Origin of the sequence: Maritalea sp. S77 (genome assembly GCF_049801075.1) — a bacterium.
Classification (GTDB): domain Bacteria; phylum Pseudomonadota; class Alphaproteobacteria; order Rhizobiales; family Devosiaceae; genus Maritalea.
The window spans coordinates 1-16,257 of record NZ_JBNAGG010000005.1 but is presented as its reverse complement, the minus strand read 5'-3'; the positions used below and the strand labels follow the sequence as shown (position 1 = coordinate 16,257).

Annotated in this window: 7 protein-coding genes; 2 read left to right on the top strand and 5 right to left on the bottom strand. The window is 52.0% G+C overall.

The window, feature by feature from the left end:
• Positions 1–71: 71 nt before the first annotated feature.
• Entirely contained in the window at positions 72–1,136 is a 1,065-nt protein-coding gene (locus tag ACP15Y_RS14685) for a DUF2336 domain-containing protein (RefSeq protein ID WP_424983860.1), read from the top strand.
• 64 nt (positions 1,137–1,200) lie between these two features.
• Here ACP15Y_RS14685 and ACP15Y_RS14680 read toward each other — a convergent pair whose 3' ends face one another.
• The 4 genes from ACP15Y_RS14680 to ACP15Y_RS14665 all read right to left on the bottom strand — a co-directional run bounded on the left by ACP15Y_RS14680 (position 1,201) and on the right by ACP15Y_RS14665 (position 6,151).
• On the bottom strand, positions 1,201–1,614 hold the full coding sequence (locus tag ACP15Y_RS14680; protein ID WP_424983859.1) for a PilZ domain-containing protein: 414 nt from the start codon (positions 1,612–1,614) through the stop codon (positions 1,201–1,203).
• Between the two features lie 6 nt (positions 1,615–1,620).
• Complete coding sequence (locus ACP15Y_RS14675) at positions 1,621–3,006, bottom strand: hypothetical protein (RefSeq protein WP_424983858.1); 1,386 nt, start codon at positions 3,004–3,006, stop codon at positions 1,621–1,623.
• A 112-nt stretch (positions 3,007–3,118) separates the two neighbouring features.
• A complete protein-coding gene (locus ACP15Y_RS14670) occupies positions 3,119–3,883 on the bottom strand; it encodes a hypothetical protein (protein ID WP_424983857.1) in 765 nt (254 codons plus the stop codon).
• Between the two features lie 9 nt (positions 3,884–3,892).
• Positions 3,893–6,151 carry a peptidase domain-containing ABC transporter gene (locus tag ACP15Y_RS14665; protein WP_424983856.1) on the bottom strand — a complete coding sequence of 753 codons (2,259 nt, stop codon included), beginning with the start codon at positions 6,149–6,151 and terminating at the stop codon, positions 3,893–3,895.
• Positions 6,152–6,268: 117 nt separating this feature from the next.
• On the opposite strand from ACP15Y_RS14665, the gene ACP15Y_RS14660 reads away from it, so the two are divergent.
• Entirely contained in the window at positions 6,269–7,600 is a 1,332-nt protein-coding gene (locus ACP15Y_RS14660; RefSeq protein ID WP_424983855.1) for an HlyD family type I secretion periplasmic adaptor subunit, read from the top strand.
• 47 nt (positions 7,601–7,647) lie between these two features.
• Here ACP15Y_RS14660 and ACP15Y_RS14655 read toward each other — a convergent pair whose 3' ends face one another.
• Positions 7,648–16,182 (bottom strand): hypothetical protein, encoded by an 8,535-nt coding sequence (locus tag ACP15Y_RS14655; RefSeq protein WP_424983854.1) that lies wholly within the window; start codon positions 16,180–16,182, stop codon positions 7,648–7,650.
• Positions 16,183–16,257: the final 75 nt, after the last annotated feature.

Genomic DNA, 16,257 nt, shown 5'->3' with positions numbered 1-16,257 from the left:
TATATTGTGAAATATCTTCTTAACAGTTCTTCGTTAGCATCTGCACAGAGACAACTTAAGGTTTCAGATGTATGTCGTTATTGAATAAAGTTAAATCTGGTTTAACCAGCGAAGAGCGAAGAGCAGTCGCTTACGAAGTTGCCAACTTATTTTTTGAGGCAGAACGACAAGGAAATCTTGAAAAAAGTGCAGACCAGTTTGGCGACATTTTGTGTCAATTATTGGTGAGTATGGCGCCCGATCGCAAAGCGCAACTTGCATCGCAAATGGCGCATACACCGAATGCGCCGCATAATCTGACGCGAGATTTGGCCGAAGAAGACATCCAGATCGCGAAGCCAATTTTGGAATTCTCAACTGTTCTAACCGACGAAGATCTGTTGAACATCACCGCACGAAAAAGCAAAGAACACCGCATAGCTGTTGGGCGTCGAGAGAACTTGTCGGAAAAAGTCACCGATCAACTGATCAGCCATAATGAAGTAGAAGTTTTACGCACGGTGGCAGCAAACACTTCTGCCAAGATTTCAACCGACGGATTTGCCAGCTTGTCGAAACAATCCGCACGGGATGAGACGCTTCTGAAATCTCTGATTAGTCGGGATGATATTGATGAGTCCGTCGCTGACGAAATCATGAGTCAGTTGGATGAAACTGGAAAAGCCAGTTTGGAAAACATGCTCAAAGGCCAAGATGGAAAATTTAGTGCGCTTGTTGCCAAGTCTAAGGAAATGGCGAGCAACCAAAAGATCAATCATGTGAAGCTTCGGATTGATGCGAAGTCGATCTATGCCGATATCGAACAGGGCCGCATGTCCTTTGAAGAAGCAATTATACGCTTGGTGCAGGAGCGCCGTCCAAAATGCATTGCGTATCTGCTTGCGCAAAAATCACAGCTTTCCGAAACAAAGGTCTATCATAGCTTGCTAAGCGTAAGTGGTGACTTGCTTGCAATGATATGCCGCGGAACGGAAATGCCATTCTCGATTTACAGTCAAGTCGAGGCCCTGCGTTGCGAAACACTGCGCTTGCCAACGCCCGACAAAAATTCGTCTTATGCCAATTATAGCAATTTGGAAGAAGAGGCGACACAGCGCGTGTTGCGTCTAGCGAATGTAGTGAGCGCCCACTCTTAATAGGCCTGACATCTCTGTGTGGTTTTCTGAGGCTAATCCCGTTTTGGCCACGCCCTAAATGTGATTAATCCTTCACACCATAGTTTTGCAGAATATGATCCATCTCCTCATTTGAAAATTTCTCAAGGAGTTGGATGCCATATCCGTCTGCGCGTGACGCACGAATAACGCCAGTTGATTGGATCTCATCAATCTTGACGGCCACGCGCTCTCCATTTCTCTCTTGCAAGAACGAGGATGCAGGGCGGAATTTCACACCGCCGGAGGACACCTCAGTTATCACACCATCAAAGATGTGAGAATTGTCCAAGAGCATGAGCGTGGAGACCGCAAATGTTGGGTGCCGCTGAAACTTGCGTTTGTGTGCATTCTTTTCCTGATCTTTATCGATCCGGCGGCGCAACGTTTCGGATTGCTTTGCGACTATTTCGTTGACAGGCTTAGGTTGCATGTCTTGACCTTGAGGGTTGTGCATCATGTCCTCCTAACGCGCAGCATTTGTGGCAGAAGAGTGCTGTTGTGCATCGCTAACATCTTCTTTTTGAGGTGTGGGCGCTTCATGCTCGGCCATGTGATGCCGAACGCCCTGCATGTCACCTTCAGATAGGCTGGCTTTAATTTCTTTTAGCAAGGCATATGGATCCAGCGCATCGATCTCATGTTCAACCTTTAAAACCTGCTCATGATTGCGGTTGAGATTGGCGATTTGCAAGTCAATGCTTCTAAGCTGATCAGTTACGGCTTCATCCCGCAATTCAAGTTGCCGAGACAAGCTGTTGGCTGTGTCCACCAATTCATTTTTCATATTCTGATTGGCGGAAATAAAGTGAACCGCATCGATCGTTTTATGCATTGCGCCGTGCAGAAGGCGATGAGATTCATTCGTCTGCTTTTGCACGCTGACCAAGGCGTTGAGGGCTTGGCGCTGCTCGCGCGTATCCAATGTCAAATCTTCAATAGCGTCGGTCAGGCGCGACAGCTTCTCGTTGATGCGTGTATTGGAGGCCGCGCTAAGGCGGGCAGTGCGCATAATCAAGCTGAGCCGTTTTTCTTCAATCATTGCCTGTGCAGCAGGCGTGCCAGCGGTCACTTTGCTCTCCGCATCGATCTCCACAATAGTGGACATCCAACCTTCAATATCCTGCACAAATTCAGAAAAGGCCATTGAGCTAAAACGCACCATAAGCCCCAGAACCAACGATGTCACCAAACCAAACAATGATGAGCTAAAGCCCGTTGCCATACCTTGGAGCGGCACTTGAAGTTTTTTCATCAGATTTTGAATGGCAGCCGAAGGATCGCCACCGGTTAGATCAATAGCCGCCAAGATTTCACCAACAGAAGCCAATGTCACCATGAGGCCCAAGAAGGTGCCGATCAAACCAAGCAAAACCAAAATGCCTGCAACATATTGGGTCAATGATTTGCGGTCGGCCAACCGCGCATCAATTGCATCCAACAAGGTCTGCATGGTGGCAGGCGAGAGGTTAATGTCCTTATTCTTCATCAACTCTTCGGTGATGAGCTGATAGGTCGGGCCAAGCACTTCCGGCTTTTGGTAAACAGCCGCCAATTCTTTGCACCGATAATGACGCCACAATGGATCTAAAACATTGCCGCGTTTTTCAATCATGCAATCATCGTAATGCTCGCGCATTGCCAGATAGGCAAGCTGCTCGTTCTTAAGGCGTAGAATATTGCGATAGGTTAGTGCAACCCCAAAGAAAAATGTCGCAAAAATCGTGACATTGAGCATCACATTGGCAGAAGTCGCAGAAATGATGAATTCATACTGCCAAAGCGACAACAGCATCAATACGCCGAACACGACGGACATGCGGATTAGCGGGGTGTGAATGGTCTTGATCATTCGAAAATACCTAGATACGCAAAACTTGGTCTAAGGCTGACAGGGATAAATGCAGATTTAGTTAATAAAAGCTGCAACTAATCAGTCTATTTATGACATTCAGTTTTAAGAATTATTCACCCACGAAAACGCGCACCTGATCGATTTCTTCATCGCGCGTTGCGGGGCGTACATTTATTGTGAGGCTCTCGCCTTCGAAGCCAGAATTGATCAAGACATTGCGCACAGAAAGAACGCGGAAATACGCCTTGCGCTTTGCTTGAGATTGGGCCGTGCTTGCTGGATCGTAAAAGCCCCAAGCGGTGAGTTTCGCGCCGCGTAGCTGCTCACGGTTCTCATCCAAAAAGGTTTGAATCTCAGCTCCTGCTTCGTCGGTTACTTCCAGACCTTTGCCTTTAAACAACACAGTGAGAATTTGCGCTGCGCTTTCAACAACAACCTCGTCAGGTGTCTGCTTGGAGTTCTCCTCCTCGGTTGCCACCACAATTTTCTTTTCTTCGATGATGCGGCGCGACTGAATTTGCAGTTCATTGTCAGAATCAATTGCTTCTGACTGGGTGAGAGTGTCACTTTGCTGAGGTTCTATCACGCCCACTTCGCTTTGTGCGGGAGTGGGTTGTTTTTCAACGGGGTCCGCTTCGGGTTTCACCTCAGCAACTTGCGGCGTGTCGGCTTCAAGAATGTCGTTTTCAACTTTTTCGGTTGGCGGTTTACCTGAGACGTCGGCGGTTATGACAGTTGTTGCAATCTGCTGAGAGATAGCAAAAATGACAATGCCGAGAATAATAAGCAAAAAAGTCACCACCATTACGATGGTGGAGAGCGCATCCACAAAGCCGGGCCAGTGATTGTCTTCTTCTTCAAGTCGGCGCGCCATGATGTTCTCCTAACTCGCCTTTGACTGCAGCTTTTGCAGCACTTGATCGCGGGGACCATCTGCCATGATGGTGCCGTTTTCGATCCAAATGATCCGATCGACCAAACGCAAAAGTTGCATCCGATGAGTGGCTAAAATCAAGGTGCGATCCTGCAAGATTTCGGGCAGCTTTTGTATCAATGCGGCTTCGGTGGTGTTGTCCATGGCCGAAGTTGGCTCGTCTAGCAACAATATCTTCGGATTGGCAGCCAAAGTGCGCGCTAAGCCAACCGCTTGCCGTTCCCCACCAGACAAATGCTCACCACGCGGACCGACCGTAAGGTTAAACCCTTGTGGATGACGCTGTACGATGTCACTAACTCCAGAAATGTTGGAAACTTTAGCCATCCAATCATGGGCAATATTGTCCACGCCGTTCACGATATTTGCGCGAACGCTATCGTTCACCAACACTGTATCTTGGCTCATATACCCAATGGATTGACGCAACAAAAATGGCGATATTTGACGCGCATCATAACCATCAAACATGAGTTGCCCTTGGGTCGGTGCGTAGAGGCGAGGAATAAGTTTGAGCAAAGTGGATTTGCCGCCCCCATTGCGCCCGATCACACCAATGCGTTCACCGGCCCGAATATCCAGGCTAATGTTTTTTAAACTCGGATCGGCGGCTCCGGGATAGCAAAATTGCACATGACGCAAGGCAATATTGCCCTCAATACGCGCACTAGAATGTGCGCTGTCACCGCCAGTTTCTTCCTGCAGTTCCAATAAAGCCATGGCCTTGGTGATGCCACTTTTCAAATTGCCAATTTGGCCCAATTGCATGATCAATTGGCTGATGGGAGAGATAATGCGACCCACGAGCAAGGTGGCGGCCGCGAGGTTGCCCAATGTCATCATACCAGCATTGACTTCAATCGCACCAACCACAATGGTCATGACGATTGTCAATTGAGTGATGTTGAGCATTAGCTGCGTAGAAAACGCACTGGCTTGGCGTGTTTTGTGATTTAGATAGGCGCTATTATCCGTGCGGCGTTCCCATTTATCGAGCAATAAATGCTCGGTTCTCGTCGCTTTTGCGGTTGCTAAAGTGGCGCAGGTTTCTATGGCTTGATCTTGCACCTCGATACGCGCATCATGTGTCGCGCGTGCATTCTTTTGCGTGTTGAAACTTCCCCAAGCCACTGCGGCACCAATGATCAAAATGCCGCATATGGGCACCAGAACGACGATGCCAGTGAGTGCATAAACCAATGCCAGCATTAAGATGACAAAGGGCAGGTCCGCCAATAGCCCAGTAACTAGGGTTGGTACCAGCAATGATGCATGGTCCATCTCATTAATTGTGGAAGTGAAGCCCTTCGCAAATTGTTGGCCCGTTGCCAAAGGTACGCTTACCAACTTTCGATAGAGAGCCGATTGCAAATTAAGGCCGAGCTTGACGCCAATTGCCTCCTGCATATTCACTCTAGCTGCGCGCAGGCCGACGTCAATCATGAGCGCGAGCACCACACCGAGGGTCAGCGCCGTCAATGTTTCAAACGCCCCGTGCGGCACCACGCGGTCATAAACGATGGTGATAAATAAGGGCAGCACAACAAGCAGAAGGTTTGATAAAAATGCCGCTGTAAGCAACCGTACAAAAAATGCACGGTAATTCTGTGTCGCCATCGCCATCAAACGCTTTAAGGCTGGCCACAGTGCGGTTTCTTGCGGCACCGATTTTGCCTGATCGCTGCCACCATTTGTGTTTTGATCAGATGCGATGGTTTGGTGCACGCGCAACCAATTGCCCGTGAGGTTTGGCACGAGCTGCTCGGCGCTTATCTTTTGCCGCCCTTTTTCTCCCAGCACATTAAAGTGGTCATGTTCAGCACTTAATATGATGAGTGCTTTATTGTCATTCAGTTCAGCCAATAGTGGGAACGTTTGACGTAGCAATTGCTGCGGACGGTCTCGGTGAAAGCCGAGTTCAGCCTGCACCTCATTTGCCAAACTCTTTAAAGTTTCCTGTGCTGGATAGGCACCAAACCGCGCTAGAATTTCGCTTTCTAAAGGCGCATTGGGCCCAAGCCAGGTTTTGGCAATTTTGCAAACAGCAATCGGGAAAAAGAAACCAGCAATGGCGACGGTGTTAGAAGTGGAGGGATTTTGCGTCCCTGTCCATTTCTCTTTGCGCAAATCTAGCTCACCCACCGCCACGGACGATGGTTTGTTCGACGCTGCACCCGCATCTATCGATTTGGCCAGTTGCTGAGACAAAATATGTAACTTTTTTAAATCACTATGTTATTTCTAGCTAACCCGACCTGTTTAAATATTTAGTTAAGGTTAATAAGGTCTAATCGTTTCATTCACGAAATGACTCGGTTTTCACCAATGGACAACGCAAATCCAACATTGCCTACGCCGATCAATCCAATCCAGCGGGACTCTAGTTTTGCCCGCCGTACGGACCAAATTGATCGTCACGCAAATAGCTTGTTTTTGATGGTGATTGGTGCAGGCCTGTTCCTGTTTATCATTTGGTCGGCTTTTACGAGCCTTGATGAAGTGACGCGTGGTGGCGGTCGGATCATCTCGACTGAGCAAAATCGCAACATCCAGCATATGGAGGGCGGGCTCATTTCTGATATCTTGGTGCAAGAAGGGGAGAGTGTTCAGCGAGGAGACGTACTGCTTCGCATCGAAAATAGTTTTTCCAGAGCTGAACTCGAACAAACTCGTTTAGAACTTGCATCACAGCGTGCTCGACAAGTGCGGCTTATTGCTGAAGCAGAAGGCGCAACCCAAATGGTGCCCCCCGATGATTTATTTGCAGACCATCCACAGGCCGTTGCGAATGAACAGCAGATTTTCGAACGCCGCCAAGCCAATTTAAAAGACCAATTTTTGATTTTTGAAGATCAGGCACGGCAACAACGTCTGAGCTTGTCGGAACACAAATTGCGTCTCGAAAATAAGCGCAAAGAATATAACCTACTGCTTCAACAGGTTGAAAGTTATCGCGGTCTAGTCAAATCTGGCGCCGCTTCGCGCAACGAACTCTTGTCACGTGAAAGCAGCTTGCAGCAAGTGGTTACGCAAATAAATGATCTTGAGTTTCGCGTGCCATCCATCCAATCCGAACTGGATGAAGTGTCGCGCCGACAAAATGAATTGACCACGCGCGCACGCGCGGAGGCCGAAAAAGAGGCCGCAGCAGTTGCAGTGACTATCGCTAAATTGAATGAGGCGATCACTGCCATGGTGGATCGGAAATCCCGAACCAATGTTGTGGCCCCAATTGACGGGCGGATCAATCGATTGCTTGTTTCAACCGTGAATGGCGTGGTTCAGCCGGGCCAAGTGTTGGCGCAGATTGTTCCGGACGATTTAACGATAGCTGTTGATGCGCGCCTTTCGCCTAAGGACCGCGCAAATGTATGGCCAGGTTTGGAAGCGGTGATCAAGATTAGCGCCTATGACTACACAGTCTATGGCGGCCTAAAAGGGGAGGTGGTCGAGATATCGCCCGACGCATTGCAAGATGAAAAGGGCAATCCCTACTTCCGTGTTCGCGTGCGCGCCGATGGCGCCACACTGGGCGACAACAATCCCATTGTGCCCGGCATGTTGGCTGAGGTGAATATCTTAACTGGCTCTCACACTGTGTTGGACTATTTGCTCCGCCCGGTGCGGCGCTTGCAGTCGAACGCTTTCAGACAATAATCCCGATTTAATTAGCTTTGAGGTGACGTCAGAAATCGCCCCGCTAACTAGCTATTGACCACCAATTGCGCGATTTCTGTGGTGTGAGTTGCGTCATCATAGATCGTGTAGGTGGTTGTACCCGCACCAGACGTCACAACAACATTTGCGCCTGGGTCCGTGATGGCAATGCTATCACCGACATCGGTGTCAAGCGTAAGCACATTGTTGCTGTCCGTCATGCCTTGAATATCAGACGCGCTTAACTCTAAGTCCGCGTCCACTCCAGCATTGGTGAAGTCAATCACCTCAATATCGGTCAGGAGACTATCTAAAATTGCTTCATCGTCAATGGTGCCTGTGCCTGCAGCAAACTCAACGCTGTCGCTGCCTGTGCCGCCATCAATAGTGGCCGACAGATCCAACATATCTGCATCAACCAAGAAACTGTCACCGCCACCTGCACCAATGAGGCTATCCGCACCGCCATTGGAGGTGAAACTTTCATTTGCTGCAGTGCCATTGATGGTGTCAGCAAAACCAGACCCGATGACATTTTCGACGCCCGAAACTTGATCACCAGCCGCGTCGCCGCCAGATGAAGCGCTACCATCCAAATTCAACGTGATGCCTGAACCAGATGCGGAATAGTCCACACTATCCGTGCCAGCGCCACCAGTAATCACATCGGCACCACCGCCGCCGATCAAGATGTCATCGCCAGCTCCACCGTCCAATGTTTCGTTGGCATTGGTGCCGTTGATCACATCGTTGTGGTCCGAACCAATGACATGTTCGATACCCGAAAGCTGATCGCCTGCGGCATCGCCACCAGCAGAAACAGAGCCATCGAGATTTACGGTGACGCCTGCACTCGACCCTGAATAGTCTACGCTGTCGGTATCGGCGCCACCCGAAATAATGTCAGCGCCATCATCGCCGTGGAACAAATCATCGCCCGCACCACCATTGAGCACATCATCGCCTGCTCCAGCATTAAACTCGTCATCGCCAGCGCCGCCGTTGAATGTTTCACTTGCACCCGTACCATTGAAGACATCGCTGCTGGCGGAGCCTGTTATTTCTTCAACATTGGTTAGCTGGTCGCCCGCCGCATCGCCGCCGCTGGATGCAGTGCCATCCAAATTAACGGTTATGCCAGCAGCAGACCCACTATAATCCACATGGTCATTGCCGCTGCCGCCATCGATAACATCTACGCCTGCACCCGCAATTATGGTGTCATTGCCGCTGTCTGCATTGATTGTGTTGTTGCCCGCACCACCTGCAATGGTGTCATCACCGCCACCCGCATTGATCACATTGTTGGCGCTCGAGCCAGTTAGATCATCACCATGAGCGGACCCAGTGACATTTTCAAAACCAGTGATTGTGTCACCCGTTGCATGGCCCCCGCTGGCTGTGTTGCTTGCAAGGTCAACCGTTACACCCGCGCTTGAGCCCGTATAATCCAACGTATCATTGCCGCTGCCACCCTGCAGCGTATCGCCGCTGCCGCCCCCGGCAATAACGTCATCTCCGTCGCCGCCAATCAGCGTATCTGCGCCTGCGGTGCCGTTAAGTTGATCATCAAATGCGGATCCTGTGACCTGTTCGATATTGGTCAACACATCGCCTTGAGCGTCCCCACCTGAAGAAGTGGTGCCATCCAAATGAACCGTGACACCGCTGGCTGACGATGAATAGTCGATTTGGTCGTTGCCAATGCCGCCATCCATTGTATCTGCGCCGGCGTCGGCAACGAAGATATCGTCACCTGTGCCGCCGATCATCACGTCGTCACCAGCACCTGCGTTCAAAACATCTGCACCTGCGCCGCCTTCAAGCGTTTCGTTGGCAGCAGTTCCATTCAGCTGGTCAGCAAAGCCTGTGCCGATCACACGCTCAACATTTGTCAACACGTCACCCGCAGCCTCGGCACCAGAAGATGCTGTGCCATCTAGGTTGATCGTAACGGCAGAGGAGGCGCCACTATAGTCTGCTGTGTCCGTGCCAGTGCCGCCATCAATGGTGTCTGCACCAATATCGGCAGTGAATGTGTCGTCCCCGGCATCCCCATCCAGAATATCATCGCCCGCACCACCAGAGATGGTGTCATCATCATTGCCGCCGGAAATCGTATCGATACCGTCACCGCCTTGCAGGTCGTCATTCCCATCGCTGCCGATCAGTGTGTCGTTGCCTGCGCCACCAGTAATAGTGTCGTTGCCTGCATGGCCGTCCAGGCGGTTGTCACTGCCATCCCCTGCGATCGTGTCCGAAACCAGTGATCCGGTAACATTCTCGATGTTGGAGATCGTATCGCCTTGCGCATCGCCGCCAGTGCCTGTGCCCGCGTCTAGATCAATTTGGATCGATGTGCTGGAGTTTGAATAATCAATGGTGTCAGTGCCTGCACCGCCATCAAGCGCATCCGCGCCCGCACCGCCATTCAAAATGTCGTCGCCGTCGCCGCCATTGAGCACATCTGCGCCACCATTGCCGCTGAGCGTATCGTTGCCATCGCCACCTGATAAAGTTTCATCAGCGCCAACACCAGTGATGGTGTCGTCGAAACCGGAACCCGTGATGTTTTCGATGGAGGTAAGCAAGTCCCCTTCAGCATCGCCACCACTTGATGTCAGCCCATTTAGCTGTACGTTTACACCCGCCCCAGACGCGGAATAATCTACGCTGTCGGTGCCGGCGCCGCCATCCAATTCATCAGCGCCGCCTAGGCCAATCAATACGTCGTCACCCGCACCGCCCGTCAGGCTGTTATTGTTCGCATCACCTGTCAGATTATCGGCTTGGGCAGACCCAATGATGTGCTCAAAGTTTGCAATTGTATCGCCAGTTGCATCGCCGCCAGTCGCACTGTTCGCGCCTAGATCTATGGTTACGCTGGCGCTTGAACTTGAATAATCCAAAGTATCGTTGCCAGTGCCACCATCCAAATTATCGCTGCCAGTACCGCCAGCGATTATATCGTCGCCCGCCCCACCAATAATGGTGTCATCCCCGGCATCGCCGAAGAGTTGATCTTGCTCGTCGCCACCGTCGATGATGTCATTGTCATCACCGCCATAAATGATGTCGTCGTCGTCATTGCCAGAAAGGTTGTCTGTGCCTGCGCCGCCGTAAATAGTATCATTATCCTCGCCGCCAGTGATCACATCATTCCCATCACCACCATCGATCGTGTCGTCACCATCTTCACCATCAATTGTGTCGTTGCCGGCTGCACCGTCCATCGTGTCATCACCTGCACCGCCTGCAAAATCATTTGCATTTGCATCGCCAGTTAGATCATCGTTCCCGGCTGTGCCAATGATATTTTCGAAGCCTGAAATCGTGTCACCTGTCGCATTACCGCCGGACAAAGTGTTGCTTGCGAGGTTGATGGTTACCGCTGATGCCGATGCGGAATAGTTAAGCGTATCTACGCCCAAGCCACCAATCAAAATGTCATTGCCTGCAAGGCTGGCTACAACATCATTGCCATCGCCACCATCAAATGTGATGCCTGCGGCACCACCTGTAAAACTGTCATTGTTGCTTGACCCAATGATTTCCTCAATGGAAATTAGGGTGTCACCTGCGGCATGGCTGCCCGTGTGGGTTCCTGTGGTCAGATTGATATTGATGGCACCTGAAATTGAATAATCTGCAGTATCTGTGCCGGAGCCACCATTTAGGATGTCGGCGCCGCCCCGACCATTTAGACTGTCATCACCATCGCCACCGATTAACTCGTTATTGCTGCTATTGCCTAAAATCGTATCATCATAATCGGTGCCATCGACATTTTCGACAGAACTGTATGTGTCGCCCTCAGCGGTGCCGCCAGTGCCAGCACCTTCCAAGTCGACATTTACCGCAAAACCTGACCCGGAATAATCAACCCTGTCATCGCCACCGCTGCCGCCAAACAGCGCATCGCTGCCCGCGTCGCCAATGAACACATCATTGCCATTGCCGCCATAAATCTGGTCGTCGCCATCACCGCCGGTTAAGGTGTCGCTACCATCGTCGCCATATATGCGATCGTCCCCGCCGCCGCCATCTATGATGTCGTTGCCATCGTCACCGTGAAGTTCATCAATGCCCGTACCACCGGTCACAACATCATTGCCATTTTCGGCGTAAATCAAATTCCCATTATTATCGGCTGTAAGTGTGTCGCTGCCCTGAGAGCCATAAAGGGTCTCGATATTGGCATATGTGTCGCCATCGGCATTGCCGCCAGTGCCTGTGCCATTGAGCAAATCAACGGTCACCGCAGTGTTGGAATTGTCAAACCGCAAAGTGTCAGTGCCCGCACCACCATCAATGGCATCGCTCCCCGCGCCGCCATAAATCTCATCGTTGCCGTCGCCCAGATTGTGTGTGTCGTTGCCAGCACCGTCATAAACCAAGTCGTTGCCGGTGCCCGCATTCACCACATCATCGCCATCAAGATCGTAAAGTGTGTCAGCGCCAGCACCACCATCAATCTGGTTATTGAAGTTGTCGCCTTCAATCGTATCGCCGTAATTTGTGCCGGTCACATTTTCGATTGAATCGAAAGTGTCACCAAGCGCATCACCTGCGGTACCGCCATTCAGCAATGACACATTCACCGCGACACCACCGGTCGAATAATCAGCGGTGTCCACACCATTCCCGCCGATTAGCGTGTCACTGCCCTCACGGCCAGACATAAAATCATCACCATCGCCGCCCGAAATGACGTTGTTGCCTACTCCGCCGATCAAAGTGTCGTTGAAGTCGGAGCCCGTGATATTTTCGATCGAAGTAAAGGTGTCACCAAGCGCATCGCCAAGTGTTCCAACATTGGCGCCCAGATCTGCCGCAACCGCCGATGCTGCATCGGAATAATCAACAGTATCAACGCCGGAGCCGCCATCAATGACATCGGCGCCTGTGCCGCCGTTCAGTGTGTCGTCACCGTCGCCACCGTCCAAATTGTCGTCGCCCGCGCCACCATAAAGGTGATCAGAGCCATCGCCACCGCTTAGTGTGTCGTCGCCAGCTTCGCCATAGATGGTGTCATCGCCAGAGCCACCGCGTAGATCATCATTCCCTGCGCCGCCATAGATGGTGTCATCACCGCCTGCACCACTGATAACATTGACATTTGCATCACCCGTCAGAACATCGCCATATCCGGAGCCACTTAAATTTTCGATCTCGCTCAGGCTGTCGCCATCGGCATAGCCACCCACACCTGTGCCAGACGTTAGGCTAACGGTTACGCCTGACGACGAACTGGAATAGCTGACAATATCAATACCATTGCCACCGACATAGATATCCGCGCCCATTGAATCGTTAAAGCGGTCATCTCCATCGCCACCTTCGAAACTTTCGGAGCCCGCAGTGCCGTTGAAAACATCATCATAATCGCTGCCAATGACATGCTCGATATCATATAGGCGGTCGCCTTCGGCGTCGCCGCCAGCGCTCGCAGCGCCAGAAAGGAACAAGACAATCGCTGCACTCGAAAGAGAGTAGGTGACAGTATCGGTGCCCACGCCGCCATAAATATTGTCTGCGCCAGCGCCACCTTCCAATATATCGTCGCCTGCATCGCCCTCTAACGTGTCATCGCCATCACCGCCGAAGATTTGGTCATTGCCTGTATTACCGGACAGAATATTGGCGTTTGCATCGCCCGTCAGCTCATCAGCTAAGCCAGAACCTTCAAGGTTCTCAATCGAAATATAGCTGTCGCCAAGCGCATCACCCGTATTGTTTGCCGGGGTGCCCAGATCAACCGTAACGCCACTTGCCGCATTGGCGTAACTGGCCGTATCCGACCCTGAACCGCCATCCAGCACATCGGCACCTGCAGCCCCTTCAAGGCTGTCATCACCGTCACCACCTGTAAGCAGGTTGACGCCAGCATCACCGATTAAGCTGTCGTCAAAGGCAGAACCAGTTAGGTTTTCAATCGAGGTTAAGCTGTCGCCTTGCGCATCGCCGCCAATGCCCGTCCCACTGCCAAGGTTAACGGTCACTCCTGAACTTGAATTGGCGTAACTAGCGGTATCTGTGCCTGAGCCGCCATCGAGTACATCAGCCCCAAAACCGCCATCAAGGATATCGTCACCATCACCGCCATCCAGATCATTAATCTGGGTGTTCCCCGTCAACTGATCGGCTGAACTACTGCCCACCAAGTTTTCAATCGAGCTAAGCTGATCACCTTCCGCGTCACCACCAGTGCCCACGCCCGTCGTCAAATTTACTGTTACACCCGCCTCTGAAGCGGCATAACTTGCAGTATCCGTGCCCGTGCCACCATCAATATCATCTGCACCTGCACCGCCAACGATGCTATCATCGTCGGCGCCACCATCAATTGTGTCATCACCGTCGCCGCCATCAATTGTATCGTCACCGTCGCCACCGTCCAGCGTGTCGTTGCCCGCTCCACCAGTTATGCTGTCATTGCCGTCCATTCCCAGCAACGTGCTGCCACCTGCCGCCGCAGTTAGAGCATCGTTAAATGCAGAGCCAACAATGCGCTCGATAGACGTGAAGCTATCGCCGGTTGCATCGCCACCTGAAGCCGTGTTTGTCGCCAAATTTATAGTTACTGCTGACGCTGAGGCTGTGTAGTCCACGCTGTCCGTGCCCGCGCCACCATCATATATATCAGCGCCGCCCAATCCAATGAGCGTGTCATCGCCACTGCCCCCTGTGAGGGCGTTGATGCCGGAATCGCCCGTCAATGTATCGGCAAAACCAGACCCAATAATGTTTTCAACATTCTGGATAAAGTCGCCCTGAGCTTCGTTGTTTGTCCCATTGCCTGTGGTCAGCGACACATTTACGCCCGCCGTGGCGTTGGTGTAGGTGATCGTGTCATTGCCTGCACCGCCATCAAGGCTGTCGGCACCGCCTGCGCCTTCCAGCAAATCGTCGCCGTCGCCACCGATCAGTTGGTTCACTGCGCTGTCACCCACCAGACTATCGTCATAGTCAGACCCCGTGACATTTTCGATATTGGACAATGTATCGCCGGCGGCGTGACCGCCCGTTCCGGTGCCTGCTGCCAAGTTGATCTGCACCCCATTGTCAGACGCAGAATAGTCGGCGGTATCTGTTCCTGTGCCACCGTCCAGATTGTCCGCACCGCCGAGGCCGGCAAGCGTGTCGTTATTGGCTCCACCTTGAAGGTCGTCAACACCAGCATTGCCAGTTAGCACATCATCGCCCGCGCCGCCGATAAGCGTATTTCCGGCAGCGGCAGCGGACAAATTATCTGCATGGGATGAGCCAATAATCGTCTCAATAGAATTGAAGCTGTCGCCTTGGGCATCGCCGCCCGCGGAGGTGCCTGCCGCCAAGTCGATATTCACGCCAGCCAATGAGGAGGCATAGGACGCTGTATCCGTACCTGTGCCGCCATCAATCACATCGGCACCGCCTTTACCCTCAATGAGGTCATCGCCAGCATTGCCATAGAAACCTTCATCGGCGGACGAGCCAGTCAGCACATCATCTTGGCCTGAGGCATTAATAACTTCAATACTTGTCAGCCTATCGCCATCGGCATCGCCGCCAGATCCGACGGAACCATCGGTAGAGATGTCCACCCCTGTAGCTGACGCGGAATAGTCTGCGGTATCGATACCTGATCCACCGTCCAGAGTGTCTGCGCCGCCAAGACCAATCAGGGTGTCATCACCCGCACCACCGCTCAGGGTGTTGGCGTTATTGTCGCCTGTCAGGCTGTCGTTAAAGTCAGACCCTTCAAGGTTCTCGATTGAGGTAAAGCTGTCCCCTGCGGCATCCCCACCAGATGCGGTGTTGGTGGACAGATCAACACTAACCGCTGACCCTGAACCTTGATAGGTTGCTGTATCTGTTCCGGTGCCGCCATCTAATGTGTCAGCGCCCGCACCACCTTCAAGAACATCATTACCAGCTTCCCCCTGAAGATCATCAGATCCACCATTGCCGGAAAGATTATCATCACCATCGCCACCTAAGAGTTGGTTGTCCAAGCTGTTGCCGGTCAAACCATCATCTTGAGCAGAGCCCACAATGTTCTCAATCTCGGAAAGCGTGTCGCCTTGGGCATCTCCACCCGAACCTGTGCCGGTGGATAGGTTCACATTCACCGCGCCAGAGGAGGCGGCGTAATCTGCTGTGTCTGTTCCGGTGCCACCAATAAGGGTATCCGCACCCCCAAGGCCCACCAGACGGTCATTGCCCGCGCCACCAGTTAAACTGTTGTCAGAGCTGTCGCCGGTCAGATCATCATCAAAGTCCGAGCCTAAAATGTTCTCAATGGAGGTAAAGCTATCCCCAGCCGCATCGCCACCAGAAGCGGTGTTGGTGGCCAGATTGATGGTCACCGCTGACGCTGAGGCGGAATAATCCACACTGTCTGATCCCGAGCCACCATCCAGAGTGTCCCCGCCGCCAAGGCCGATCAAAATGTCATTCCCGGACCCGCCAGTGAGGCTATTGGCATTGGCATCACCTGTTAGCGTGTCATCCCCTGATGACCCCAATAGGTTCTCAATATTGGTCAGCGTATCCCCAGCGGCATCACCACCTGCGCCAACACCTGTTGAAAGGTTCACATCAACCGCAGAGACCGACCCGGCATAAGAGGCTGTGTCTGTACCCGCACCCCCATCAAGCGCATCAGCACCAGC